This window comes from uncultured Abyssibacter sp., assembly GCF_964000955.1.
Lineage (GTDB): Bacteria > Pseudomonadota > Gammaproteobacteria > Nevskiales > OUC007 > Abyssibacter.
Window position 1 is genome coordinate 17,391 of sequence record NZ_CAXFCL010000218.1, and the last position, 22,120, is coordinate 39,510.

Consider the following 22,120-nt stretch of genomic DNA (forward strand, 5'->3'; position numbering starts at 1 on the left):
TCACGCGGCCAGCGCGGCGCGGGGCTCGATGGTGTTCTTGTAGACCTCGCCGCCCTTCATGATCAGGCGCAGGCGGCTGTGGTCGGTCATGATTTCGATGTCCTTCAGCGGATCGCCGTCCACCAGCAGCAGGTCGGCGAGCATGCCCTCGCCAATCGTTCCCAGGTCGCCCTGGCTGCGCATTACCAACCCGCCGTTGCGGGTGGCGCAGGCCAACGCATCCGCCGGGCTGTAGCCGTAGTAGTCGACGAAGAACTTCAGATCACGGGCGTTGGTGCCGTTCGGGCTCCAGCTGAAGCCGTAGTCGCCGCCGATGAGATGGCGGATGCCGCGCTCACGCAGCGCCGTATGGGTCTTGCAGGATTCCTCCAGCAAGCCCGGGATGCCCATGAACCCGCCAACCTCGGCGGTGAGCCCGGCCGGCGCGGCTTCGTTGTTGACGATGGTGTGAAACAGGCTGACGGTGGGCGACACGAACACGCGGTCCTTCGCCCCCTCGAACAGCTCCAGCAATTCCTCGTCGGAATACTCGACATGGAACAGCACGTCCACTCCGGCACGCAGGCACATCTTGCTGCCCTCGATCGACCGCGTGTGGGCATTGACCTTGCGCCCGTAGGCATGCGCCGTGTCCACCGCCATCTTGACCTCCTCGAAGGTCATCGGCGTGGTGTGCCCCGGCGTGTTCGGATAGAACGGATCGCCCGACACGTCGAGCTTGATGTTGTCGCAACCTTCGCGACAGCAGAGTCGCACGGCCTTCCGCATTTCCTCGGGGCCGTCGACGATGATGGACGGGCCGTTGCGCGGATTGTGCAGGCGGCTTTCGTCGCCCATCGCGCCGGTGACGGAAATCTCCAGCGAACCGGCGCGGATACGCGGCCCCGGGAGGCGACCGGCGTCGACCTCGTTGCGCACCGCCACGCCCAGACGCAGCTTGGCCTCGGAGGCGCCGTAGGCACTGGTGAAACCGGCGTCCAGCAGCGACTTGGCCACCCGGGCCGTCAGCAACGTGTGTTCCTCGGGGGGCGGCGCGATCAGATCCTCGGTGGAATTGACCGCCTCGAAGGACAGATGGGCATGACCCTCGGTCATGCCGGGCATCAGGGTGGCGCCGTTGGCGTCGATGACCTCGCAATCGGTTCGCGGCAGCTGTCCCGTCTGGTCGGACACGGCGACGATGCGGTCACCCTCGATCAGCACATCACCGGCATACGGCGGCTTGCCGGTCGCATCCCAGATTCTCGCGCCTGCTATCAGCGTCTTGCTCATCGGCAATTTCTCCTCGCTCGCGCAGCTCTGCCGATGAGTATGCCCTTGACTTATATAGGTCAAATGACCCGTCACGCAGCCGTTGTTGCCTGCTCCTGACAAGCGCCTCCGCGCCCGAAAACCAGTCAGTAGACTGCGTGTCGGGAGACAAACGGAGCCAGAACCCATGATCAGAGGCATCCACCACGTCGCGGTTCACGTCCACGACCTCGACCGGATGATGGCGTTTTACAAGGACGCGTTCGGATTCGAGTTGGTGGGCGACGCGTTCGCCTGGGAAGACAACGAATTCATCGACAAGATCGTCGACGTACCGGGCTCCGCCGCACGCGGGGCGATGCTGCGCTGTGGCACCTGCTACATGGAACTGTTCCAGTACAGCCTGCCCGAGCCCAAGGTCACCAAGGGGCTGGACCCCAACGACAAGGGCTACACCCACTTCTGCGTGGATGTGACCGATATCGAGGACGAGTACGAACGACTCAAGGGGCTGGGCATGACCTTCAGCCAGCCTGGGCCGATCGACGTCGGGCACGTCAAGACCATCTACGGGCGTGACCCCGAGGGCAACCTGATCGAAATCCAGCAGACGCAGGAGGCCTGCGATTTTCCGCTGTCCGCGCTGCGCTGAACCGCACCGGTCGCAGGCCGGCACACTCCCTCTGGCCCTGATGCCCTCATGACCAAATCCGCCGTCACGCTCGACGACAAGTACACGCAGACCGGCGGACGCGTGTTCATGAATTCCAACCAGGCGCTGGTGCGCCTGCCACTGGATCAAAGCCGCCGCGACCGTGCCGCCGGGCTGACCACGGCCGGCTATATCTCGGGTTATCGCGGCTCGCCACTGGGCATCTACGACGCCGCATTGTGGAGTGCGCAGAAGCACCTGGATGCCCACGACATTCGCTTCACCCCCGGACTGAACGAGGAACTCGCGGTCAGCGCGATCCGTGGCACCCAGGAGCTGAAGTGGTTCGGCCAGTCCCGCTTCGATGGCATCTTCGGCCTCTGGTACGGCAAGGGCATCGGCGTCGACCGCGCCTGCGAATCACTGAAGCTGGGCAACTTCGAGGGCGCCGCGGCCACGGGTGGTTTTCTCGCCGTGGCCGGTGACGATCACGGCGGCAAGTCCTCCGACAGCGCCCACCAGTCCGAGCACACGCTGATCGCCGCGATGCTGCCGGTGCTGTACCCAGCCACGATCGCCGAGATCATCGAGTTCGGACTGTTCGGCTGGGCGCTGTCGCGATTCAGCGGCTGCTACGTCGGACTCAAGACCATCACCGACACGCTGGACCTGTCGGCCACCGTGGAACTGCCTGACGCCTTCCGGCCCTACGTCCTGCCGGACGACTTTCCGCTGCCGCCGGGCGGCCTGAATCTCAAGCCCAACCTGCCCCCGCTGGTGGAAGAGGACATGCTGGTCAACCACCGGTTGCCGGCGGCCCAGGCCTTTGCCCGTGTCAATGATTTCGACCGCGTGGTCATCGATGGCCCCGAGCGCAATCTCGCCATCGTTTCCGCCGGCAAGGCCTACCTGGACGTGCGCCAGGCACTGGCCGATCTGGGCCTGGACGACGAACGCTGCGCCCGGCTCGGCCTCCGCCTGTACAAGCCGGCGATGATCTGGCCGCTGGAGGGCGAACGCCTCGCCGCGTTCGCCGCGGGCAGCCGGGCCGTGCTGGTGATCGAGGAAAAGCGGCCGGTGATGGAGGATCAGATCGCCCGGCATCTGTACGCGATCGCCTCGAACCGGCGCCCCGATCTCGCCGGCAAGCGCGACCTGTCCGGCGCCGCGCTGCTGCCGTCCACCGGTGAACTGCGCGTCGCGGACGTACGCCACGCGATCAAGACGCTGCTCGACCAGATTGGCATCCGCGACGAGGCGCTGGAGGCCCGCTACCGGCATTTCGAACAACTGGAATCGCATGCGCTGACACTGGGCAGCGACGCCAACCGGCCCGCCTATTTCTGCTCCGGCTGCCCGCACAACACCAGCACCAAGCTGCCCGAGGGTTCGATGGCCATGGGCGGGATTGGCTGCCACGGCCTCGCCGCGGTGGTCATGGACCGCGACACCATGCAATTCATGCCCATGGGTCATGAAGGCTCGCCGTGGTTGTCCGTCAGCCAGTTCGTCGATCGCCCGCACATGTTCCAGAACATGGGCGACGGCACCTATTCGCACTCCGGCATCCTGTCGATCCGCGCCGCCGTCGCGGCCAAGGCCAACATCACCTACAAGGTGCTGTACAACGACGCCGTCGCCATGACCGGCGGTCAGCCGGTGGAGATGGGCATCACGCCGCTGGACATGGTCAACCAGTTGCTGTCCGAGGGTGTGCGCCCCGTGCGCCTGGTCTCCGATCACCCCGAGCAATACGCCGGCATGGCGCTGCCGAACAACGCAACCGTGCACCATCGCGACGATCTCGATCATCTGCAACGCGAGCTGCGCGAAACCGCCGGCGTTACCGCCATCGTCTACGAGCAGACCTGCGCGGCGGAGAAACGCCGCCGCCGCAAGCGCGGCCTGATGGAGGATCCGGACCAACGCGTGTTCATCAATCCGGATGTCTGCGAAGGCTGCGGCGACTGTTCGGTGCAATCCAACTGCCTCAGCGTGACGCCGCTGGAAACCGAATTCGGCCGCAAGCGGAAGATCGACCAGTCCAGTTGCAACAAGGACTTCAGCTGCCTCAAGGGCTTCTGCCCCTCGTTCGTGACCGTCACCGGCGCCGACATCGCCGTGCACACCAGCGGCGACGCGACGCGACTGGACCAGCTGATCGCCGCCCTGCCCGAACCCGAACAGCCGGCGCTGGGCGAACAGGGTTACAACATCCTGGTATCGGGCATTGGCGGCACCGGCGTGCTGACCATTGGCGCCCTGCTGGGCATGGCCGCCCGCGTCGACGGCAAGGGCGCGACGATTCTCGACATGACCGGCATGGCGCAGAAAGGCGGCGCCGTAACCAGCCACATCCGCATTGGCCCAGACCCGAAAGGCATCTACACCTCCCGACTGTCCGAGGGCATGACCGATCTGCTGATCGCCTGTGACCTCATCGTCGGTTCCGGCGCACCGGTGCTCAAGACCGTCGCACCGGACCGGACGGCCGCCATCGTCAACACCGACGTCGCGCCCACCGGCGAGTTCCAGCGCAACAAGACGCTGGACCTGGGTCACGAACGGCTGCGCCGCGCGGTGCAACAGGCCATCGGCGAGGGCCCGCTGTCCGAACTCAACGCCAGCCAGCTCGCGACCGACCTGACCGGCGACAGCATCGGCACCAACATCCTGATGCTGGGCTACGCGGTGCAGAAAGGGCTGGTGCCCCTGTCGGTTCCGTCGATCCAGGAAGCGATCCGGCTCAACGGCCGCTTCGCCGACAGCAACCTGCGCACCTTCGATCTCGGCCGGCTCGCCGCCCATGACCCCGACGCGCTGGCGCGGGAGATCGCACCCAAGACACCGACGGTTCCGCTGGATACCGTCGACGACGTGCTGCGCAGCCGCACCCGGCTGCTGACGGCCTACCAGAACGACAACTACGCCGCGTCGTATCGCGACTTCGTCGAAACGATCCGCACCGAAGTCGCGGCGAAATCGCTGGACGGCGGCGACCGTTTCGTCCGCGAAGTCGCGCTGACCCTGGCGCGACTGATGGCCTACAAGGACGAATACGAAGTCGCGCGGCTTTACACCGACCCGACCTTCAAGCAGCGGCTGGACGAGCAGTTCTCCGGCAACTACCGGATCAGCTTCCACCTGGCGCCGCCAATGCTGCCTGGCGTCGATGCCTCCGGCCGACCGAAGAAACGGATGTTCGGACCGTGGATGTTCACTACCTTCCGTCTACTCAGCCGGCTCAAGTTCCTGCGCGGCACGGTCTTCGACCCGCTCGGATATTTCGCCGAACGACGGATGGAACGCCGGCTGATCGTCGAGTACCGGTCCCTGATCCGCTCTGTCGTCGACCGGCTGGATGCGGGCAACCTCGCCATCGCCACCGAACTCGCCGAGGAAGCCCGCCACATCGCCGGTTACGGGCCGGTGAAGCTGGATGCGGTGACACACTACCGGGAACGGGAGCGGGCCCTGCTGGAACGATTCAGCGCGAGGGAAGACGCCTCGGAGCAGGCGGCCTGACACCGAGTCAGAACCGGGTCGGCGCCAGTACCTCCGTCCCGTACTTGCTCGCGACCAGCCCCCACGGATCAGCGTAGGGTCCGCGACGCTCCCAGCGACGCTGCGCGCCGAGAAAACCCCGAAACACCGCCCGCACGGCGGGGCCCAGCAACCGGAGCAGCCATCGACGCCGACCCTGCGATTCGGCAAGCCCGGCCAGGGTTTCGTCCCAGCGATGCCGCTGATAGTCCAGCAGCGCCTGCGATTCGCGAGTGTCGAACCAGTCGGTCAGTCCCCAGCCACGGTCGTCCTCCGGATCACCCGGCAGGCTGGCCGACGCACCCAGCCGCCCCAGCCCCAGGGCCTGCATCACGTCGTCCTCCAGGTCGCGCTGGAGCAGCACGCAACTGTCGTCGCCGCCGATGAGCAGGACCTTGCCGTCGATGGCATCCGCGCGTTCCACCGTGTTGGCGAACGCCACGGCGGCATCGCGGACGTCGATCACATGGACCCGGTTGTCACCGGGCGTGGCACGCATCAGCAGGAAGTACTCCGGACCGGCCTTGCCGACAGCGTCGGACGAAATGATCCCGCCCAACCGCAGGATGGCGTGGCGCAGCCCGCTGTCGGCCACCAGCGCCTCGGCGGCCACCTTGTCTTCCCCGTAGCATTCGACCGGGTTGACCGGTGTCCGCGGGGTGATCCGTTCGGGATGACGATAGGGATTGCGCGAGCCGTAGACCGCCGAACTGGAGGCCTCGACGAACAGGGCGTCCCGGGCCCAGTCCAGACAGGCTCGAACGATGTTGCGCGTGCCCTCGACGTTGACCCGTCTGGCCAGCCGCGGATTCAGGTAGCACGGCGGGGAAACGATCGCCGCCAGATGGATGACGACCGAGGGTCTGGTCTCACGCAGGCAGGCATTCACGCCGTCGGCGTCCAGCAGGTCCACGAAGGCCGTCGTCAGGCCGCCGCGACCGGCCAATCGCCGCGCCCAGTCGGCGGCCGTTGCCCGCGTGGCCTCGTTCGGCACGTCCAGCGCCACGACGCGATGCCCGCGGCGCAGCAGCAGTTCGACCAGACGGCGCCCGAGCTGCCCCATCGCGCCGGTCACGAGCACGGTCGTGGATTCAGCGGAAGCCGTCATTGGGCCGACGGGTTCGCCCCCGGCGCCCTACGACTCGCCGTCGCCTGACGATCCGAACCTGGGTTTGCGTTTTTCCTGCAAGGCCCGAACGCCCTCGCGATGATCGGCGGAGCGCACGGTCAGCGCCTCGTAGGCGATGCCGGCGTCCATCACCGTGTTCACGACGCGCTTGAGTTCCAGGTTCAACAGCACCTTGGTCCGGCGAATCGCACCCACCGCACCGGCCAGCAGCTTGTCGCAGAACGCGTCCACCGCCGCGTCGAGTTCGTCGGCGGGCACGCAGTGATTGATCAGACCGATGCGCTCGGCCTCGGCGGCTGGCATCAGCTCGCCAGTGAGCAGGTATTCCTTGGCGCGGGCAAGCCCGACGCGCTGCGGCCAGATCGCCGCACCACCGTCGCCGGCAACCAGACCGACGACGACGTGGGAGTCGCCGATCTTGGCGTGCTCGGCGGCGAACAGCACATCGCAGAACAGCGCCAGCGTGGCGCCCAGCCCGACGGCATGGCCGTTCAGCCGCCCGATCAGCGGCTTGTCCAGGTCCAGCATCGCGAACACGATGCGCTTGGCCAGCCGGACTTCCTCGTCGAACAGATCCGGGTTCGCCGCGTTCTTGGCGATGTGGTCGAGATCGCCACCGGCCGAGAACGCACGGCCGGCGCCGGTCAGCACGACCACGTCGGAGTGCGGATCAGCCGCGGCCTCGACGAACACCTCGGCCAGTTCCTCGTGCATGCGCAGGTTGACCGCGTTGAGGGTGTCAGGCCGGTTCAGCGTGATGGTCAGGCGTCGGCCCTGACGCGTCAGTTCCAGCGTGTCGTAGCGGCGCGGCGGCGCGGCGGCGCCGTCGGTCATGCCACGGCCTCAACGTCGGTGGCCTCGGCAGCCGTGTTCGACCGGCTGGCGACGATATGGTTGACCGCGACGAAGCCGAAGGTCATCGCCGGCCCGATCGTGCCGCCGGCTCCGGGATAAACGTTGCCGAACGGGCTGCCGGAATTGTTGCCGGCGGCGTAAAGGCCCGGGATCGGCTGGCCATTGCCGTCGACGACCCGCGCGCTGGCGTCGCACTTGAGCCCGCCCTTGGTGCCCAGATCACCGACATTGATCGCCACCGCGTAGTACGGCGCCTTGTCGATGGGGCCCAGGCAGGGGTTGGGCGTCACGGTCGGATCACCGAACATCTGGTCGTAGGCGTTGTTGCCGCGACCGAATTCCGGATCCTCGCCCGAGCGCGCATAGGCGTTCATGTTGGCAACGGTCCCCTTCAGCGCATCCACCGGTACGTGAATCTTCTTCGCCAGGGCCTCGATGCTGTCGGCGCGGAAGATGTAGTGATCCCAGTAGTCCGGCGGAATCCGGCTGTCCGGCATCAGCGCGGTGGGCATGAATCCACCCGCGGTGAATTTGCTGCGGAAGGTCGCGTCGAACACCAGCCAGCAGGGCGTGTTCGCGCCCGTCTTGAGTTGATCATCGACCATCGCCTGGCCGAAGTCGTCATAGCTGCAGGCCTCGTCGACGAAGCGCTGGCCGTTGCGGTTGACGCAGACGCTGTGCGGCCGGCCGACATCGAAGGCCGCCTGATGGATTTCCTCGAAGTTCGAGGTCGTCGGCATCGGCATGTGCATGGTGGGAATCCACCAGCCGGCCTGCGTGTGCTCGGTATCCGCACCGATATCCATGCCGGCGATCAGCGCCTCGCCGCGGTTGGCGTCCTCGGGCGTGCTGCTGTGACGGGTCAGGCCCGGCACCGGGAAGAAGCGATCGCGCAGCGCCTGGTTCCACTCGAACCCGCCGGCACAGAGAATCACGCCCTGCTTCGCCTCGATCTCGTAGCCGCGGCCGAAATGGCTGACCCGCACGCCGCTGACGCGACCGTCGGTGACCTTCAACTCGTCCAGACGCGTATCCAGCCGGACTTCGATACCGCGCTGGAAGATCTGCTTGAACAGCTGGCCCATCAGCGCCCCGCCCTGGGTGAAGCGACGATCGCGACGGGTCATGCGGCGGGTGGAGAAATCCGTCCAGTAGCGCCACATGATCTTGAGGATCGCCTTGATCCAGCCCTGGCCCTTGGTCGAGATCGTGAAGAACTCGCCGAGGTCCATGGCGTAGCGGTTCATCAGCTTGAAGCGGGTGAACTGCTCACGCATCAGCGGGAACTTGTCGCCCAGTTCGCGTCCATCCAGCGTGTCGCTGACCAGCGAGCGATCGGCGCGGGCCTGCGGAGCGTCGGTGTAGTAATCCGGCCAGGGCGCCGGAAAGATCGGCACCCCGGTGGACTGGACGAAGCGGACCATCTCCGGCCCGTTGTCCAGATAGGCATGCAGCCGGTCTTCCTGCACGGGCACCTTGATCAGGCTGCGCAGGTATTCCAGCGTCTTGTCCTTGTTGTCGTCGCTCTCGACCAGGCCGTGGTTGGGAATCCACATCACGCCGCCGGACGTGGCCGAGGTGCCGCCGTACTTGTGCGCCTTCTCGATCAGCAGGACGGACAGGCCCTGCTCGTGCGCTCGCAGCGCCGCCGTGGCACCGGCCGCGCCGGAGCCGACGACCACGACATCGTAGGTTTCAGTTGCACTCATCCTTGTCTCCCCCGCCGGTGATCTCCGGCGATGTCGTCCTGCTCTTCGGCTTGCGCGGGCGGCTCAGTACTCGCCCGGCGCGACCTTGACGCGGATACCGTCGGTTTCCGCGTTAAGCTGAATCTGGCAGCAGAGCCGGCTGTTCTCCTGCATGACGTCGTAGACCATTTCCAGGGCCATCTCCTCGACGTCATCCGGCTTGCCCACGGTCGCCTGCCAGGGCTCGTCGACGTAGACGTGGCAGGTGGCGCAGGAACAGGAACCACCGCAATCGCCCAGAATGCCGTCGACACCGTTGTCGCGGGCAATCTCCATCAGCGTCTCGCCTTCTACCGCTTCAATGGTTTTCTCGACGCCGTCGAGCTGCACAAATGTCACTTTCATTGCTTCTATCCCTCCACCGCCAGTGCGCGGGTTCGGGCCTCCATGATCTCTTTCAGATGATTGACTGGGTCTCCGGCGGTGATGCCGCCGTCGACCGGTAAGACGACCCCGGTGACCTGAGCCGCGCGGTCACTGGCGAGATACAGCGCCGCGTTGGCAACGTCAATGGGCTTGCCGTGCCGCTTCAGCGGCATGTTCGAATCCATGACCGGGCTGACCGCCGCCTTGACCCGGGCGACCTGCTCGTCGGTCATGCCCGGCTGCTTGAATGCGGTCAGCTCGGTGCGGATATGGCCGGGTGTGAGGCAACACACCCGCACGCCGTATTCCGCGAAGTCGATGGCAATGGACTTGCTCAGGTGAATCACGGCCGCCTTGGTCGCGCGATAGCTCATCAGCGCATGCCCGGGCAGCACACCGGCGATGGACGCGTTGTTGATGATCACGCCGCCGCCGTTCTCGGCCATGTGCCGGCCGGCGGCCTGCATGCCCACCATCACGCCGAACAGATTGATGCCGACCACGCGCTGGAAGTCGGCCAGATCGTCATTGAGAAAGCGGTCATGCATGTTCCCGGACACGCCGGCGTTGTTGAACATGATGTGCAGCCCGCCGAAATGCTCGATGGCGAAAGCGACCAGTGCCTCCACCTCGTCCTGCTTCGCGACATCGACGCGGCGGAACACGGCGGCATCGCCGAGCTTCTGCGCCAGCGCTTCACCGGCCTCCTCCGCCACGTCGGCGATGACCACCCGGGCGCCTTCCGCCACGAACAGTTCCACGGTCGCCGCGCCGATGCCCCCGGCGCCACCCGTGACGATCGCCACCTTCCCTGTGAGTTCTTGAGCCATGCGGTCCTCGGTGATGAATCCGTTCGAATCAGGCGCGCCGCGACAGGGTCATCGGCAGGCGCTCGAGAGAGCGCGTCGCCACGGTCGGCAGGTAGGTGAGTTCCTCGACGGGAATCGCCAGCTTGATGTTGTCCCAGCGCTTGATGATTTCGCACGCGGCAACCTTGATTTCCATTCGCGCCAGCGACGCGCCGACGCAACGGTGCACGCCAACGCCGAAGGCGACATGTTGCGCGATGTTGCGACGCGTATGGTCGAAATGCCGTGGGCACTCGAACTTGGTTTCGTCATCGTTGCCGGAGGCGTAGAGCACCAGCACATGCGCGTGCTTGGGCAGCTTGGTTCCGCCCAACTCGACCTCCTCGATGGTCATCTTGGCGAGACCGCGCACCGGGGGCTCCAGCCGCAGCAACTCCTCGACGAAACGGTTGAGCGCGCGCTCGTCATCCACGGACGCGCGCAGCGTCTCGGCCACCTCGGGCTGCGTCGCGAGCACGAACAGCAGATTGCCGATCGCGGTCGCCGTGGTGTCGTTGCCGGCGATGATCATCGCCCGCACCAGCGACACCGCCTCGGCGAAGGTCAGCGTGCCGCCGTCGTCGGTCTTGGCATGGACCAGGTCGGAGATCATGTCCTCACGCGGGTTCGCCTCGCGGTCCTTCATCTCCTGAATGATGAAATGCTGGAGTTCGCAGATCAGCTTGGCGTTCTCGATCATCGCCTCGCGGTCCTGCATCTTGGATATCTGCGCGGTCACGGCACCGGACCAGCGCTGGATCTTCTCCGCGTTGAACTGCCCGATGCCGAGCTGCTCGCAGATCACCGAAATGGTCAGCGGCACGGCGAAATCATTGACGCCGTCGACAACCGTCCCGTCCTGGGCGCGGTCCGCCAGCTTCTCGATGAAGCCGACGATGGTCTCGGTAATGGCCGGTTCCAGCGTCGCGACGCGATGCGCCGTGAACGCCTTTTCCAGCAGACGCCGGACCCGCGTATGCGCCGGTGGATCGTCCTTGATCACGTCGGGGAAGAAACCGCCGCCGTCGCGGTCGAGGATCTGCTTGAACTCCTCGAAATAACCGCTGGCGTACATGGCCTCGTAGCCCAGCTTGTCGGAAAAGGTGATCGGATCACGCAGGACGGTGACGACATCCTCGTAACGCGACACCAGCCACATGTTCAGCTTGTCGTCGAAATGCACCGGGTCTTCCCGGCGCAGGGCCTCGTAGTAGGCGTTGGGATGCGCCCGCAGGACCGGATCGGCCATGGTCGCGTCAGCCAGCGAGATCGCGTTGTGGTCGATGGGGCAGCCGCCCTGCGTCTGCCCGGTTTCGCTGATTTGCATGAGTCAGCCTCGAAGGTTTCGGTCGGATTACTGCAGGGTGCAGACGCTGGACGCCACCCGACTCGTGGGTTTGCCGGCCACCGGATGCGGATTGGCGGCGCGGTACTCGCGCGGGCTCAGCTTGAAGACGCGCTTGAACATGCGACTGAAATGCGCCGGCGACTTGAAGCCGACGCCGTAGGCGATCTCGCTGATCGACAGCTGCTGCGAATCACGTGACGTGAGCCAGTTGCTCGCGATCTTCAGACGCTTGTCCCAGACCAGACTGGCGAACGGCGTGCCGTTGCGTTGCAGCAGCAGGGACAAGTAGCGCTCGGAGATGCCACAGCCCTCGGCGACAGTGGCGACGCTGAGCTTGGGATCGGACAGATGCACGTCGATGTATTTGAGGACATCGGCCAGTCGCTGATCCGACAACCGCAGCCGCACCGCGCCGGCGTCGTGACCGCGCAGGACTTCGGCCATGAGCATCAACGCGCTTTCCATCATGTGTTCGGACACAGACGCGGAAAACTCCCGTTCGTACAAGTCCCTGAGGATGTGCTGGGCCGCGGCAAACTCGTCGCCGTGCGCGCCCACGCAGAACCCGGTGCGCAAGTCGTCGATGATGAAACGGCGGAACACATGGGTCGGCAGGATCACGTGAAACACCTCGTGCCGCCCGGTGTCGTCGGTCAGGCACTCGATGGTGAACGGCGTACTCGACTTGGTGATCGCGAAATCACCCGGCCCGGCGATGCTGTGCCCGCGCTGGTGAGAAATGTGCAGCCGCCCGCGCCGGACAAACCAGAGCACCGTGACGTCGACACCATCCTGGCGGATGTGGGACAACGCGCGCCGGAAGAACAGTCGCGAACGGGACCGCAGCAGGGCGATGGAGCAGGAACCGATGTTCTGCTTGTCCGCACGCACGTCCACGAAGGCGCCGCCTTCGATGCTGTAATCCCCCAGGTAGTAGTCCTGATTGTTCGGCCCCTGGTAGGCCGACTGGCATTCGACGTAGTTATGCTTGTCGAACGCGAAGATTGTCTCGGTCATCTTGGGATCTCCTCTCCAAGCGGCTCTTCGGCCGGTTACAGCATGCTCTGAGGGGGCGATGAATCCGTCCCCCCTCGCCGCGCGATCCGATCGACATTTCGCGCAGGGTTTCTCAACTAGCCATTGGCAAACAAAGCACGGATTTCCCGCCGCAGCAGCTTGCCCATCTCGTTGTAGGGCAACACGTCGAGCACGGCGACGCGCTCCGGAACCCGCGAGGACCGCAGCCGGGCCCGAATCAGCTCGCGCAGTTCGTCCTCGGCTGGCGCCACCTGCTCGGGGCGCGCGACCACGGCGATGCCGACGGCCTCTCCCCATTCGGCGGACGGCACGGCCACCGCCGCGGCATCGGCAATCGCCGGATGCCCCAGCAGCACCTCCTCGATCTCGGACGGCGAGATGTTCTCGCCGCCGCGGACAATGACGTCGTCGGCGCGGCCGGCGAGGAACAAATAGCCCTCCCCGTCCAGCCAGCCGGCATCCCGCGTCGGGAACCAGCCGTCGGCATCCAGCGCCTTGCGTTCGCGGTATTCGCCGGACACCTGCTCGCCGCGTACGTAGATTTCGCCCCGCTCGCCAGCCGGCAGCGGCCGGCCTTCCTCGTCGCGAATCTCCAGTTCGATGGTCGGCAGCGGCCGCCCCACCGAGGCCAGTCGCGCCCGTGCGTCGGGATCATCCGATTCGAAGGCCGCGCGGTGCTCCTGCGGCCCCAGCAGGGCGATGGTCGAGCTGGTTTCGGTCAGCCCGTAGGCGTTGGTGAAATCGGTGTCCGGAAACAGCTGGAGCGCCCGTTCGATCAGTTCCAGCGGCATCTTGCCGCCGCCGTAGGCGATGGCCCGCAGGCCTGACAAATCCGGCTTCAGGCCCTCGTCCATGCGGGCGATGATTCGCGCCAGCATGGTCGGCACGACAAAGGTGTTGGTCACGCCTTCGGAGGCCGCCAGTGACAGCCAGGCGTCCGGCTCGAAGGCCGGCAGCAGCGCAATGCGGCGCATGGCGTACACCGAACTGAGCAGCGCCGCGATGCCGGCGATGTGATATGGCGGCACGCTGACCAGCACGGCGTCGTCCGGCGAGGCCGAACAGAACTCCACGGTGCCGAAGATGTATGACGCCAGGTTGGCGTGCCGCAGCAACGCCGCCTTGGGCGCCGAGGTGGTGCCGCTGGTGAAGATCTGCACGGCGATGCCCTCGCCGGCCTCGTCGGCGACCTCGATGTCGCCGGCGGCCGCCTCGGCGGCGGCGACGAAATCGGCCCGCGTGTTCAGGCGATGGCCCGAATCGCCGTCGAGACGCTGAATCCGCTCGACATCACCAATCATGAACGCGGGCGCGATCCGCCCCAGCAGCGCGGCCAGATCGGGATCGGCCAGACGGTAGTTCAGCGGCACGTAGGGAATGCCGGCCATCGCGGCGCCGAACAGCGCCAGCACCGCGGCCTCGCTGCTCTCGTCGAGCAGGCCGACGTGCGAGCAACCGCTGTCGCGGAATAGCACGGCGGCGCCCTTGGAAGCCTTCAGCAGCTCGCCATAGGTCCAGCGACGTCCGTCACAGACCAGCCCGACCCGGTCCGGGTCGGCGTCGGCCGCCATCTGCAGCAGTAGCGAAATATTCATCGGAAGCGGAAAACGTCAGTCGGACGACGGCAGGGTCTTGGCTTCCTTGGGACGCAGGACTTCACCGTCAATGGACAGCGAACCCTTGCCCGCCTTGACGCACAGCAGCTCGACGCGTCCGGCCTCGTCGACATAGCGCTTGCCCATCTGCGTGCCCTCGGCGAAGCCAGCGTCCAGCTCAGCTGGCGCGTCGGGCTTGGCATCCCCCATCGGCGCGCCCCCGCACATCACCGCGACATCGGCGCCGCGAATCACCATGACCTCGGTGTCGCAGGCCGCGCTTTTCAGTCTCGTTCCTGGTTTCATGTTCTTCTCTAGGTAGTCGGACCGGCGTCAGGCGATGGCGCCGCCGGCTTTCAGGCTCTCGATGCGATCCCATTCCAGGCCCATCTCCATCAGCACGATCTCGGTGTGCTCGGAAGCCTGCGGGGCGCGGGTGGTGCTCACGGGTGCGTGGTTGAACTGCACTGGCCCGCGTACCAGCTTCAGCGGCGCGCCGCCGTCCACGGAATCAACCTCGAACAGCATGTCGTTCTCCAGCGCCTGCTCATCGGTGGACAGGTCCAGCAGGCTCTGGATCGGCGCCCACTGACCCTTCATCGTCTTCAGGTGCTGGCGCCAGTACTCGAACGGCTGCTCGGAAAAGGCCTTGGTGATCAGCTCGCTGGCCGCCTCCCAGTTGGTCATCAGCCCCTTGGCGTCCTGGAAGCGCGGATCGTCCGCGGCGTCGGGAATGCCCAGATGCTCGAAGGTGTCGCGAATCAGCGGACCGGGCGTCAGGATGCAGAGATTGATCGTGCCGCCGTCGGAGGTCTTGAAGTTGCCGGTGAACGGGTTGCCGGGATTGCCGCCGGACCGGGGCATGCGGTTGCGCATGATCGTCCCGGCCTCGATGAACTGATCCACCGCCGTGCCCGCCGCCCACCACGCGGTGCTGAGCAGCGAGACATCCAGTTCGATGGCCTCGCCAGTACGCTCGCGATGGAACAGTGCCGCGGAGATGCCGCCGGCGATGTTCATGCCACCAATGGAATCGCCGAAGGCCGGGATGCCCTGCATCAGCGGTCCATCCATCTCGGCCGGGGTCATGTTGTGGCCGATGCCGCTACGCGACCAGAACGCCGTGCCGTCGAAACCGCCGACGTCGCGTTCACGACCCTTGTCACCGTAAGCGCTGCCGCGTGCGTAGATGATGTTCGGATTCACGGCGCGGATGTGCTCGACATCGAACTTCATCTTCTGCCGCTGCGACGGACGGTAATTTGTCAGGAAGACATCCGCGGTCTTGGCCAGCTCGTAGATCACCTCCATGCCTTCCGGCTTGGAAATGTCGACGCCGACGCTGCGTTTGCCGCGGTTGGCGTGCTCCATCATCGTGTGGCGGTTGGGGTCGATCTTCATGCCGCCCAGATTCACGAAGCCGCGCTGGGTGTCGCCACGCTGGGGATGCTCGATCTTGATCACGTCCGCGCCCCAGTCCGCAAGAATGGCTCCCGCGGCCGGCACAAACGTGAATTGAGCCAACTCCAGCACTCTGACGCCCTTCATGACCTGCGTCATGGGTTCTCCTCCGTCGTTTCGTTATTGCGCTGTTGCACGCTATCATAACTAGTCAACACCGTTGTTGCATAGTGGCGCAAGTGACGCCGCGGGCGCATTGCCTGATCGCCCTCGAAAACCAAGAACAAGGAGACCGCATGAAGATCGATTCCACTCTCACCGCCGTCGTGACGGGCGGTGCATCCGGCCTCGGCCTGGCAACCGTGAAAGCCCTGCGCGCCGCCGGTGCCAAGGTGGCGATTTTCGATCTCAGCGAGGAGGTCGGCGAGAAGGCGGCGGCGGAGACCGGCAGCCTGTTCTGCCAGTGCGACGTGCTCTCCGACGACAGTGTCGACGCCGCGTTCGCCAAGGCGCGGGCGGCCCTGGGTCAGGAACGGGCGCTGATCTGCTGCGCCGGCGGTGGCAACGCCATCCCGACGGTCAAGCGCGACAAGAAGACCGGAGAAATCAAGCAGTTCCCGACCGACAAGTTCGAGTTCGTCCTCAGGCTCAACACCGTCGGCACCTTTCGCTGCATCACCCGGTCCGCGGCCGGCATGCTGGAACTGGACCCGATCGATGGCGAGCGCGGCGTGCTGATCAACACGGCATCGGCCGCGGCCACCGAAGGCCAGATCGGCCAGGCCGCCTACTCCGCGGCCAAGGCCGGCATCGTCGGCATGACCCTGACCATCGCCCGTGACCTCGCCCGCGAGGGCGTCCGCTGCAACACCATTCAGCCCGGCGTCTTTCTCACCCCGGCGTTCAGCCGGGCACCGCAGGAGATGATCGATTCACTCGGCAAGATGGTGCCGTTCCCCCCGCGCATGGGCCATCCGGATGAATACGCCAGCATGGCCCTGGAACTGGTTCGCAACACCTACGTCAACGGCGAGACCATCCGCCTGGACGGAGCGATCCGGATGCAGCCGCGCTAGCGACCGGGTTTGCCAGGCGCTTGGCGCCCGGCGCCCGGCGCCCGAGACGGCCGCGATTCGGGTTGGTGACTGGCGCCATCAACCCGACGTTCCCCGGGCCTGATCGACCAGCTCCGCGAACTTCTCGCGGGTGATCTCACCGTCGAGCTCCGCCAGGCTACGCAACACGTCGTCCAGGCTGCGCTTGCCACCACTCTGTTCGCGAATGTCCGCGTCGATGCTGCGCAGCGTGGCGACCGCCTTGGCGGTGATGGGGCCGTGTGAGCGGTCCACCTCCAGGGAATCGGCCTGCCGCCCCCACTCGGCGAGTTCCTCGTGGGCGTCCTCGTAGCGTTCGGTGCTCAGCGTGCCGGAGCGGTGCAACACCTCCAGCGAATAGAATTCGGCCAGCCCCTCGACGATCCAGTCCGCCTTCGGACCACCGCGGGCACTCATCGCGACATGAACCAGCTCGTGAATCATGGTGCTGGTGCCGTTGCCGCTGATCATGGGGCGATCCGCGTGCAGATAAAGCGAGTTGGGCGCCGAGAGTGCCCCACGCCACATGGGGTCATCCGCACTGACAATCAGCAGCCGATCCGGAAACCCGGGAAACAGGTCCTGCATGGTCGGAAGCGTCCAGCGCAAAAAGGCAATCATGTCCATGCGCCGGATACCCTGATCCACGGGCCCGGACACGGTCACCTTCGTGCCACCAATGGTTTCCCGTCGCGTGCCGATCCGCCCCATGACCAACCAGCCGGTCGGGCGATCGACCAGACGGTCCTCGTCATCAACCTTGAACCGGCCGCTGGTGTACTGGGGATACCGGGTCACGACGGACCAGCCCTCCGGCACGTTGATCTCGAGCTTGGCTCGCGACTGCGTCCCGTCCTTGAAATCGGTGCGAACCGGGGGCACCAGATCGTCCGCCCGAAACAAGGCCCAGTCGTCAGTGATGTACCCATCATACCGGCCATTGCTGCGCCGGCTTTCCAGCCGCACGTCGTATTGCAGCCAGGCATCCTCGTCCGGCGGCGTCCACAACACTTCATCGCCCTCGATCAGCAACTCGCCGCTGCTCAGGAATTCGCCGTGGCGATCGCCATCAACGTAGAACCGCATCCAGTTCACCCACTCGGGATTCCTGGTCAGGCTGATCTTCACCGTCGCGACCTTCTCTTCCGGCTTGATCCAGACGGTGTAGAAGAGATTGAAAGCGGGTCTCTCCTCGGCCGGAGTGTCGGGCTTCGACTGGATGAGGGTGCAACCGGCAAGGGTTGCGACGAGCAACAGGAACGAGAGAACGGCACGCATGGAATCAATGCTTCCTGGGTTGGTCTGCCAGCGAGTTGGGAGGGACACCTTACCAACCCCGTTGACTGAAGCGCCGCTGGCCGGATCCCTCGAAACAGATCACCCGCGATCCAGCAGCACCATCCGGCCCGGGGCGCGTATCCTGCCAGCAAGTTCACCGCAATCGAGGACACTGCCATGGCTTTCGACAGCGCCCCGGATGAGCGACCAGACGGCCCGCGCAACGTTTTCGGCGAACCACTGGCCGATTGCAGCCATAACCCCAAGACCGGCTTCTTTCGCGACGGTTGCTGTCGCGGCGATGTTCGCGATATTGGACGACATGTCGTCTGCGTCCGCGTAACCGAGGCCTTTCTGACGTTCTCGGCGGGTCGTGGAAATGACCTTTCCACCCCGCGGCCGGAATTCGGCTTCCCCGGTCTCAAACCCGGCGATCAATGGTGTCTTTGCGCGGCACGCTGGCAGGAGGCCTTCGATGCCGGCTGCGCCCCGCGGGTCGTGCTAGCCGCGACGGATATGCTGGCGTTGCAGACCTGCCGGCTCGTCGACCTCAAATCGCTTGCGGTGGACATTTCATGACGGCGAAGCGATTGCCGACCCGCCGGCTCGCCTTGCTGCTGATCGGGGGTCTGATCACGTTCGGCTCGGCGGCCTCGCCTCCACAACCGGGTGAATTCCCGCCCCCACTCGATGGCACCGATCAGCATGGCGTGGCTGCCGACCTCGCGGCCATGCGTGGACATGTGGTGGTCCTGACGTTCTGGGCGTCGTGGTGCGGCCCCTGTCTCAACGAGATGTCCATGCTCGCCCGCCTCCAGGGTGTGGCGGATGAGCGCGAGCTGGATCTGTCGGTCGTCTCGGTGAACTACAAGGAGGACGTCCGTCGCTTCAAGGCACTCGCCCAAGCGCTCTCCGAGCTGCCGTTGCGGCTGGTGCAGGACGCCGATGGCAGCAATGCCGGCAAATACGAGGTTGACCGGATCCCCAACATGTTCCTGATCGGTCGGGACGGCCGGATCGTCAGCCACCATGTGGGCTACACCGACAGGGCGCTCGACGGCCTGCTGGCAGAGATCACGGCCGAATTGCAGAAACCCGTGGTGGATGCGATGTAGGCTAGCAATCCGGCGACGGCCGGGCAGCTTCCGCGAAACAAGGGCACACGAGACGGCCCGATGGAGACGACATGACAGAATCCGTAGCGACCTTCTGCCGAATCTGTGAACCCTCCTGCGGCCTGAGAGCCGAGGTGGAGAACGGCGAACTCCGCAGCCTGAAACCCGACCGCGAGCACCCGGTCACCGGCGGTTTCGCCTGCCACAAGGGACTGCGATTCGCCGAGGTCCATGCCGACCCGGACCGGCTCAACCAGCCGATGCGGCGAGTGGGCGACCGGTTCGAACCCTGCGACTGGGACACCGCGCTTGGCGAGCTGGGAGACCGTCTCGGCGACATCGTCAAACGCCATGGTCCACGCTCCGTGGCCGCCTACATCGGCAACCCCGCGGCATTCAGTACGCTGGCCACCCCTGCCATGTTGCAGTTGATGAAGGCGATCGGCAGTGATCGCTTGTTCAACTCCGGCACGCAGGACTGCTCCAACAAGTTCGCCGGAGCCGAGGGGGTATTCGGCACGGCGACGCTGCACCCCGTGCCCGATCTGGAGCGCACGGACTACGCGCTGATCTTCGGCGAGAACCCCGCGGTCTCGCACATGAGCTTCATCTCCATCCCGCATCCGATGGCGGTGCTGAAGGCCGCCCGCCAGCGCGGCGCGACCATCCGATTCGTGAACCCGCGCCGGATCGAATCCGCCACGCCGGGCACCGGTGACGTGTTGCAGATTCGCCCCGACACCGATGCGTACCTGATGGCGGCCCTGCTGCACGAAATCGACGCGGCCGGCCTGTTCGACGAAGCGGTTGTCGAGGCGCACGGAAAGCATGTCGACGGCCTGCGGGCGTTCATTGCCGACTACCCCGCTGATGTGGTGGCACCGGTCGTGGGACTGCCGGCTGACGAGATCCGGGAGACCGCCCTGGCCTTCGCCCGCGCGCCGTCCGCCTGCGTGCACATGAGCACCGGCGTCAACATGGGACGGCAGGGCACGCTTTGCTACTGGCTGCTGCAGATGCTCAGCTTCGTCACCGGCAACCTGGATCGCCCTGGCGGCAACCGCTACGCGCCCGGCTTCTATCCGGCCACGAAGGCCGGACGCGTGCGTCAGCCCGACCCGTTCTTCGAAAGCGAATTCGGACCGCTTCGGCACATCTTCGGTGCCCTGCCGGGCAATCTGCTCGCGGACATGATCGAAGCCCGTGAGCAGCCCATACGGGCACTGATCGTGATGGCCGGCAACCCGCTGCTATCGGTCGCGGGCGAGGAACGTCTGCGCGCCGCCTTCGACCAGCTCGACCTGCTGATCGTGATCGACCTGTTCCGCAACGCCACCGGCGAACACGCGCACTTCCTGCTACCCAGCGCCGACATGCTGGAGCGGGAAGACATCAACATGTGCGGCCTGGGCATGCAGCACAGGCCGTTCGTGCAGTACACACCCGCGGTGGTTCCACCACGACACCAGCGTCGGGAGGAGTGGTGGATTCTCGGCAAGATCGCGGAGGCAATGGGCATCGCGCCGCTGCCGCCGGATGCCGAACGGACAAAATTCGATCGGCTGGAACACATGCTCGCGACCAGCGACCTGACGCTGGAGCGGCTCCGGTCGGCGCCGCACGGCGTCGCCGAATTGCCACCTCCGGAGCCCGGTCACTTCTATGACACCTGGATCCAGACCGACGACCAGCGGGTGGACTGCTGCCCGCCGATCTTCGCCGCGCCGATTGATCGCGCCCGCGACATCTTTGATGAACTGCGGAGCGAAGCGCCGGACCAGCTCAAGCTGATCAGTCTGCGCACGCCCTACATGCACAACAGCTGGTTTCAGAACGCGCCCTCGCTCAAGCGCAAGGCGCAGCTTGAGAATCCGGTGCATGTAAGCCCGGACGACGCCGACCGACTCGGGCTTGCGGAGGGCCAGCCGGCCAGCCTCAGCAATCACTGGGGGCGCCTGGACTGCGTCGTGCGACTGGACGAGACCCTGCGACCCGGCGTGGTCGCGATGACACATGGCTGGGGCAACCAGAAAACACCCGGCATGCGGGTGGCGCAGCGACACCCTGGCGTGAACGTCAACCGGCTGCTACCCAGCGGACCGGGCAGCTACGAGCGCATCAGCAACCAGGCACACATGACCGGCATCCCCGTTCAGCTATCGGCGCGCCAGGGTATAGAGCGCCCCGGATGATCCAGGTTGCGCCAGTCACCCGGCGCCAGGCCATCCAGTTCCCAGGGTCCAATACGAACGCGCACCAGACGCAAGGTGGGCAGGCCGACGGCCGCCGTCATTCTTCGCACCTGACGATTGCGGCCCTCCCGGATGGTCAGCGCCAGCCAGGTAGTGGGGATGGACTTGCGGAATCGAACCGGCGGATTCCGCGGCCAGAGTTCGGGCTCATCAATCCGCGCAACGGTCGCGGGTCGGGTCGGCCCATCCTTCAGATCGGGGCCGGCAGCCAACCGGGCGAGCTGATCGTCCGAGGGCTCACCCTCCACCTGCACCCAGTAGGTCTTCGCCAGCTTGTGCGCCGGATCGGCGATACGGGCCTGCAGGCGCCCATCATTCGTGAGCAGCAATAACCCCTCGCTGTCCTTGTCCAGCCGCCCTGCTGGATACACATCACGCAAGTCGATGTGGTCTTTCAACGTCTGGCGGCCGTCCGCATCAGAGAACTGACTCAGCACTCCGAAGGGCTTGTTGAACGCGATCAACTGACCGGTGCCCGGCCGGCCTGGCCGCGCCCGAGCATTTCGCCTGGGTCTGCTGGGACTCGCCATGATGAGAACAGAGATGAAACCGGTCAGAACCGGATGTCGGATCAGACCGCAGGTTAAACCCGGTCCGCCCGCCCCGC

Annotated in this window: 19 protein-coding genes and 1 pseudogene; 6 read left to right on the plus strand and 14 right to left on the minus strand. The window is 65.7% G+C overall.

Features of this window, described 5'->3' with window-relative positions:
* The gene (locus tag ABNS06_RS10700; protein ID WP_348674580.1) at positions 1–1,272 is read right to left on the minus strand and encodes an amidohydrolase family protein; all 1,272 of its coding nucleotides are present in this window, start codon (positions 1,270–1,272) and stop codon (positions 1–3) included.
* Positions 1,273–1,438: 166 nt separating this feature from the next.
* Between ABNS06_RS10700 and ABNS06_RS10705 the strand changes: the two genes are divergently transcribed.
* Together ABNS06_RS10705 and ABNS06_RS10710 are read left to right on the plus strand one after the other, a co-directional pair.
* A complete protein-coding gene (locus tag ABNS06_RS10705) occupies positions 1,439–1,903 on the plus strand; it encodes a VOC family protein (protein ID WP_348674581.1) in 465 nt (154 codons plus the stop codon).
* Positions 1,904–1,945: 42 nt separating this feature from the next.
* Positions 1,946–5,428 (plus strand): annotated as a pseudogene (locus tag ABNS06_RS10710) (indolepyruvate ferredoxin oxidoreductase family protein); the annotation flags it as partial.
* A 7-nt stretch (positions 5,429–5,435) separates the two neighbouring features.
* Here ABNS06_RS10710 and ABNS06_RS10715 read toward each other — a convergent pair.
* The 10 genes from ABNS06_RS10715 to ABNS06_RS10760 form a co-directional block, all read right to left on the minus strand.
* The gene (locus tag ABNS06_RS10715; RefSeq protein ID WP_348674583.1) at positions 5,436–6,554 is read right to left on the minus strand and encodes an NAD-dependent epimerase/dehydratase family protein; all 1,119 of its coding nucleotides are present in this window, start codon (positions 6,552–6,554) and stop codon (positions 5,436–5,438) included.
* A gap of 27 nt (positions 6,555–6,581) precedes the next feature.
* On the minus strand, positions 6,582–7,409 hold the full coding sequence (locus tag ABNS06_RS10720; RefSeq protein ID WP_348674584.1) for an enoyl-CoA hydratase-related protein: 828 nt from the start codon (positions 7,407–7,409) through the stop codon (positions 6,582–6,584).
* Entirely contained in the window at positions 7,406–9,139 is a 1,734-nt protein-coding gene (locus ABNS06_RS10725; protein WP_348674586.1) for an FAD-dependent oxidoreductase, read from the minus strand. The genes ABNS06_RS10720 and ABNS06_RS10725 overlap by 4 nt, the downstream gene beginning before the upstream one ends.
* 63 nt (positions 9,140–9,202) lie before the next feature.
* Complete coding sequence (locus tag ABNS06_RS10730; RefSeq protein ID WP_348674588.1) at positions 9,203–9,523, minus strand: 2Fe-2S iron-sulfur cluster-binding protein; 321 nt, start codon at positions 9,521–9,523, stop codon at positions 9,203–9,205.
* A gap of 5 nt (positions 9,524–9,528) precedes the next feature.
* Positions 9,529–10,374, minus strand: coding sequence for a glucose 1-dehydrogenase (locus tag ABNS06_RS10735; protein ID WP_348674590.1), 846 nt, complete (start codon positions 10,372–10,374; stop codon positions 9,529–9,531).
* A gap of 28 nt (positions 10,375–10,402) precedes the next feature.
* Positions 10,403–11,719 carry a cytochrome P450 gene (locus ABNS06_RS10740; RefSeq protein WP_348674591.1) on the minus strand — a complete coding sequence of 439 codons (1,317 nt, stop codon included), beginning with the start codon at positions 11,717–11,719 and terminating at the stop codon, positions 10,403–10,405.
* Between the two features lie 27 nt (positions 11,720–11,746).
* A complete protein-coding gene (locus ABNS06_RS10745) occupies positions 11,747–12,757 on the minus strand; it encodes an AraC family transcriptional regulator (RefSeq protein WP_348674593.1) in 1,011 nt (336 codons plus the stop codon).
* Between the two features lie 116 nt (positions 12,758–12,873).
* On the minus strand, positions 12,874–14,373 hold the full coding sequence (locus ABNS06_RS10750) for a class I adenylate-forming enzyme family protein (protein ID WP_348674594.1): 1,500 nt from the start codon (positions 14,371–14,373) through the stop codon (positions 12,874–12,876).
* Positions 14,374–14,388: 15 nt separating this feature from the next.
* Complete coding sequence (locus tag ABNS06_RS10755) at positions 14,389–14,679, minus strand: hypothetical protein (RefSeq protein WP_348674595.1); 291 nt, start codon at positions 14,677–14,679, stop codon at positions 14,389–14,391.
* A gap of 27 nt (positions 14,680–14,706) precedes the next feature.
* A complete protein-coding gene (locus ABNS06_RS10760) occupies positions 14,707–15,933 on the minus strand; it encodes a CoA transferase (protein WP_348674596.1) in 1,227 nt (408 codons plus the stop codon).
* 137 nt (positions 15,934–16,070) lie between these two features.
* Between ABNS06_RS10760 and ABNS06_RS10765 the strand changes: the two genes are divergently transcribed.
* Positions 16,071–16,850 carry an SDR family NAD(P)-dependent oxidoreductase gene (locus ABNS06_RS10765; protein WP_348674597.1) on the plus strand — a complete coding sequence of 260 codons (780 nt, stop codon included), beginning with the start codon at positions 16,071–16,073 and terminating at the stop codon, positions 16,848–16,850.
* Between the two features lie 78 nt (positions 16,851–16,928).
* Here ABNS06_RS10765 and ABNS06_RS10770 read toward each other — a convergent pair whose 3' ends face one another.
* Positions 16,929–18,146, minus strand: a complete 1,218-nt coding sequence (locus ABNS06_RS10770) for a hypothetical protein (protein WP_348674598.1) — start codon at positions 18,144–18,146, stop codon at positions 16,929–16,931.
* A gap of 99 nt (positions 18,147–18,245) precedes the next feature.
* Complete coding sequence (locus tag ABNS06_RS10775; RefSeq protein ID WP_348674606.1) at positions 18,246–18,470, minus strand: hypothetical protein; 225 nt, start codon at positions 18,468–18,470, stop codon at positions 18,246–18,248.
* Here ABNS06_RS10775 and ABNS06_RS10780 point away from each other — a divergent pair.
* The 3 genes from ABNS06_RS10780 (at position 18,387) to ABNS06_RS10790 (ending at position 21,453) form a co-directional block, all read left to right on the plus strand.
* Complete coding sequence (locus ABNS06_RS10780) at positions 18,387–18,725, plus strand: DUF2237 domain-containing protein (protein WP_348674604.1); 339 nt, start codon at positions 18,387–18,389, stop codon at positions 18,723–18,725. The two genes, ABNS06_RS10775 and ABNS06_RS10780, sit on opposite strands and share 84 nt — an antisense overlap.
* On the plus strand, positions 18,722–19,261 hold the full coding sequence (locus tag ABNS06_RS10785) for a TlpA disulfide reductase family protein (protein WP_348674599.1): 540 nt from the start codon (positions 18,722–18,724) through the stop codon (positions 19,259–19,261). Before ABNS06_RS10780 ends, ABNS06_RS10785 begins: the two co-directional genes overlap by 4 nt.
* A gap of 71 nt (positions 19,262–19,332) precedes the next feature.
* Positions 19,333–21,453, plus strand: coding sequence for a molybdopterin-dependent oxidoreductase (locus ABNS06_RS10790; RefSeq protein WP_348674600.1), 2,121 nt, complete (start codon positions 19,333–19,335; stop codon positions 21,451–21,453).
* On the opposite strand, the gene ABNS06_RS10795 is transcribed toward ABNS06_RS10790, so the two are convergent.
* On the minus strand, positions 21,414–21,974 hold the full coding sequence (locus tag ABNS06_RS10795) for a pseudouridine synthase (RefSeq protein WP_348674605.1): 561 nt from the start codon (positions 21,972–21,974) through the stop codon (positions 21,414–21,416). The two genes, ABNS06_RS10790 and ABNS06_RS10795, sit on opposite strands and share 40 nt — an antisense overlap.
* Between the last annotated feature and the right edge of the window lie 146 nt (positions 21,975–22,120).

Coding starts and splice junctions, on each gene's coding strand:
- ABNS06_RS10700 (WP_348674580.1), bottom strand. CDS start 1,272: ATGAGCAAGACGCTGATAGCAGGCGCGAGAATCTGGGATGCGACCGGC.
- ABNS06_RS10705 (WP_348674581.1), top strand. CDS start 1,439: ATGATCAGAGGCATCCACCACGTCGCGGTTCACGTCCACGACCTCGAC.
- ABNS06_RS10715 (WP_348674583.1), bottom strand. CDS start 6,554: ATGACGGCTTCCGCTGAATCCACGACCGTGCTCGTGACCGGCGCGATG.
- ABNS06_RS10720 (WP_348674584.1), bottom strand. CDS start 7,409: ATGACCGACGGCGCCGCCGCGCCGCCGCGCCGCTACGACACGCTGGAA.
- ABNS06_RS10725 (WP_348674586.1), bottom strand. CDS start 9,139: ATGAGTGCAACTGAAACCTACGATGTCGTGGTCGTCGGCTCCGGCGCG.
- ABNS06_RS10730 (WP_348674588.1), bottom strand. CDS start 9,523: ATGAAAGTGACATTTGTGCAGCTCGACGGCGTCGAGAAAACCATTGAA.
- ABNS06_RS10735 (WP_348674590.1), bottom strand. CDS start 10,374: ATGGCTCAAGAACTCACAGGGAAGGTGGCGATCGTCACGGGTGGCGCC.
- ABNS06_RS10740 (WP_348674591.1), bottom strand. CDS start 11,719: ATGCAAATCAGCGAAACCGGGCAGACGCAGGGCGGCTGCCCCATCGAC.
- ABNS06_RS10745 (WP_348674593.1), bottom strand. CDS start 12,757: ATGACCGAGACAATCTTCGCGTTCGACAAGCATAACTACGTCGAATGC.
- ABNS06_RS10750 (WP_348674594.1), bottom strand. CDS start 14,373: ATGAATATTTCGCTACTGCTGCAGATGGCGGCCGACGCCGACCCGGAC.
- ABNS06_RS10755 (WP_348674595.1), bottom strand. CDS start 14,679: ATGAAACCAGGAACGAGACTGAAAAGCGCGGCCTGCGACACCGAGGTC.
- ABNS06_RS10760 (WP_348674596.1), bottom strand. CDS start 15,933: ATGACGCAGGTCATGAAGGGCGTCAGAGTGCTGGAGTTGGCTCAATTC.
- ABNS06_RS10765 (WP_348674597.1), top strand. CDS start 16,071: ATGAAGATCGATTCCACTCTCACCGCCGTCGTGACGGGCGGTGCATCC.
- ABNS06_RS10770 (WP_348674598.1), bottom strand. CDS start 18,146: ATGCGTGCCGTTCTCTCGTTCCTGTTGCTCGTCGCAACCCTTGCCGGT.
- ABNS06_RS10775 (WP_348674606.1), bottom strand. CDS start 18,470: ATGTCGTCCAATATCGCGAACATCGCCGCGACAGCAACCGTCGCGAAA.
- ABNS06_RS10785 (WP_348674599.1), top strand. CDS start 18,722: ATGACGGCGAAGCGATTGCCGACCCGCCGGCTCGCCTTGCTGCTGATC.
- ABNS06_RS10790 (WP_348674600.1), top strand. CDS start 19,333: ATGACAGAATCCGTAGCGACCTTCTGCCGAATCTGTGAACCCTCCTGC.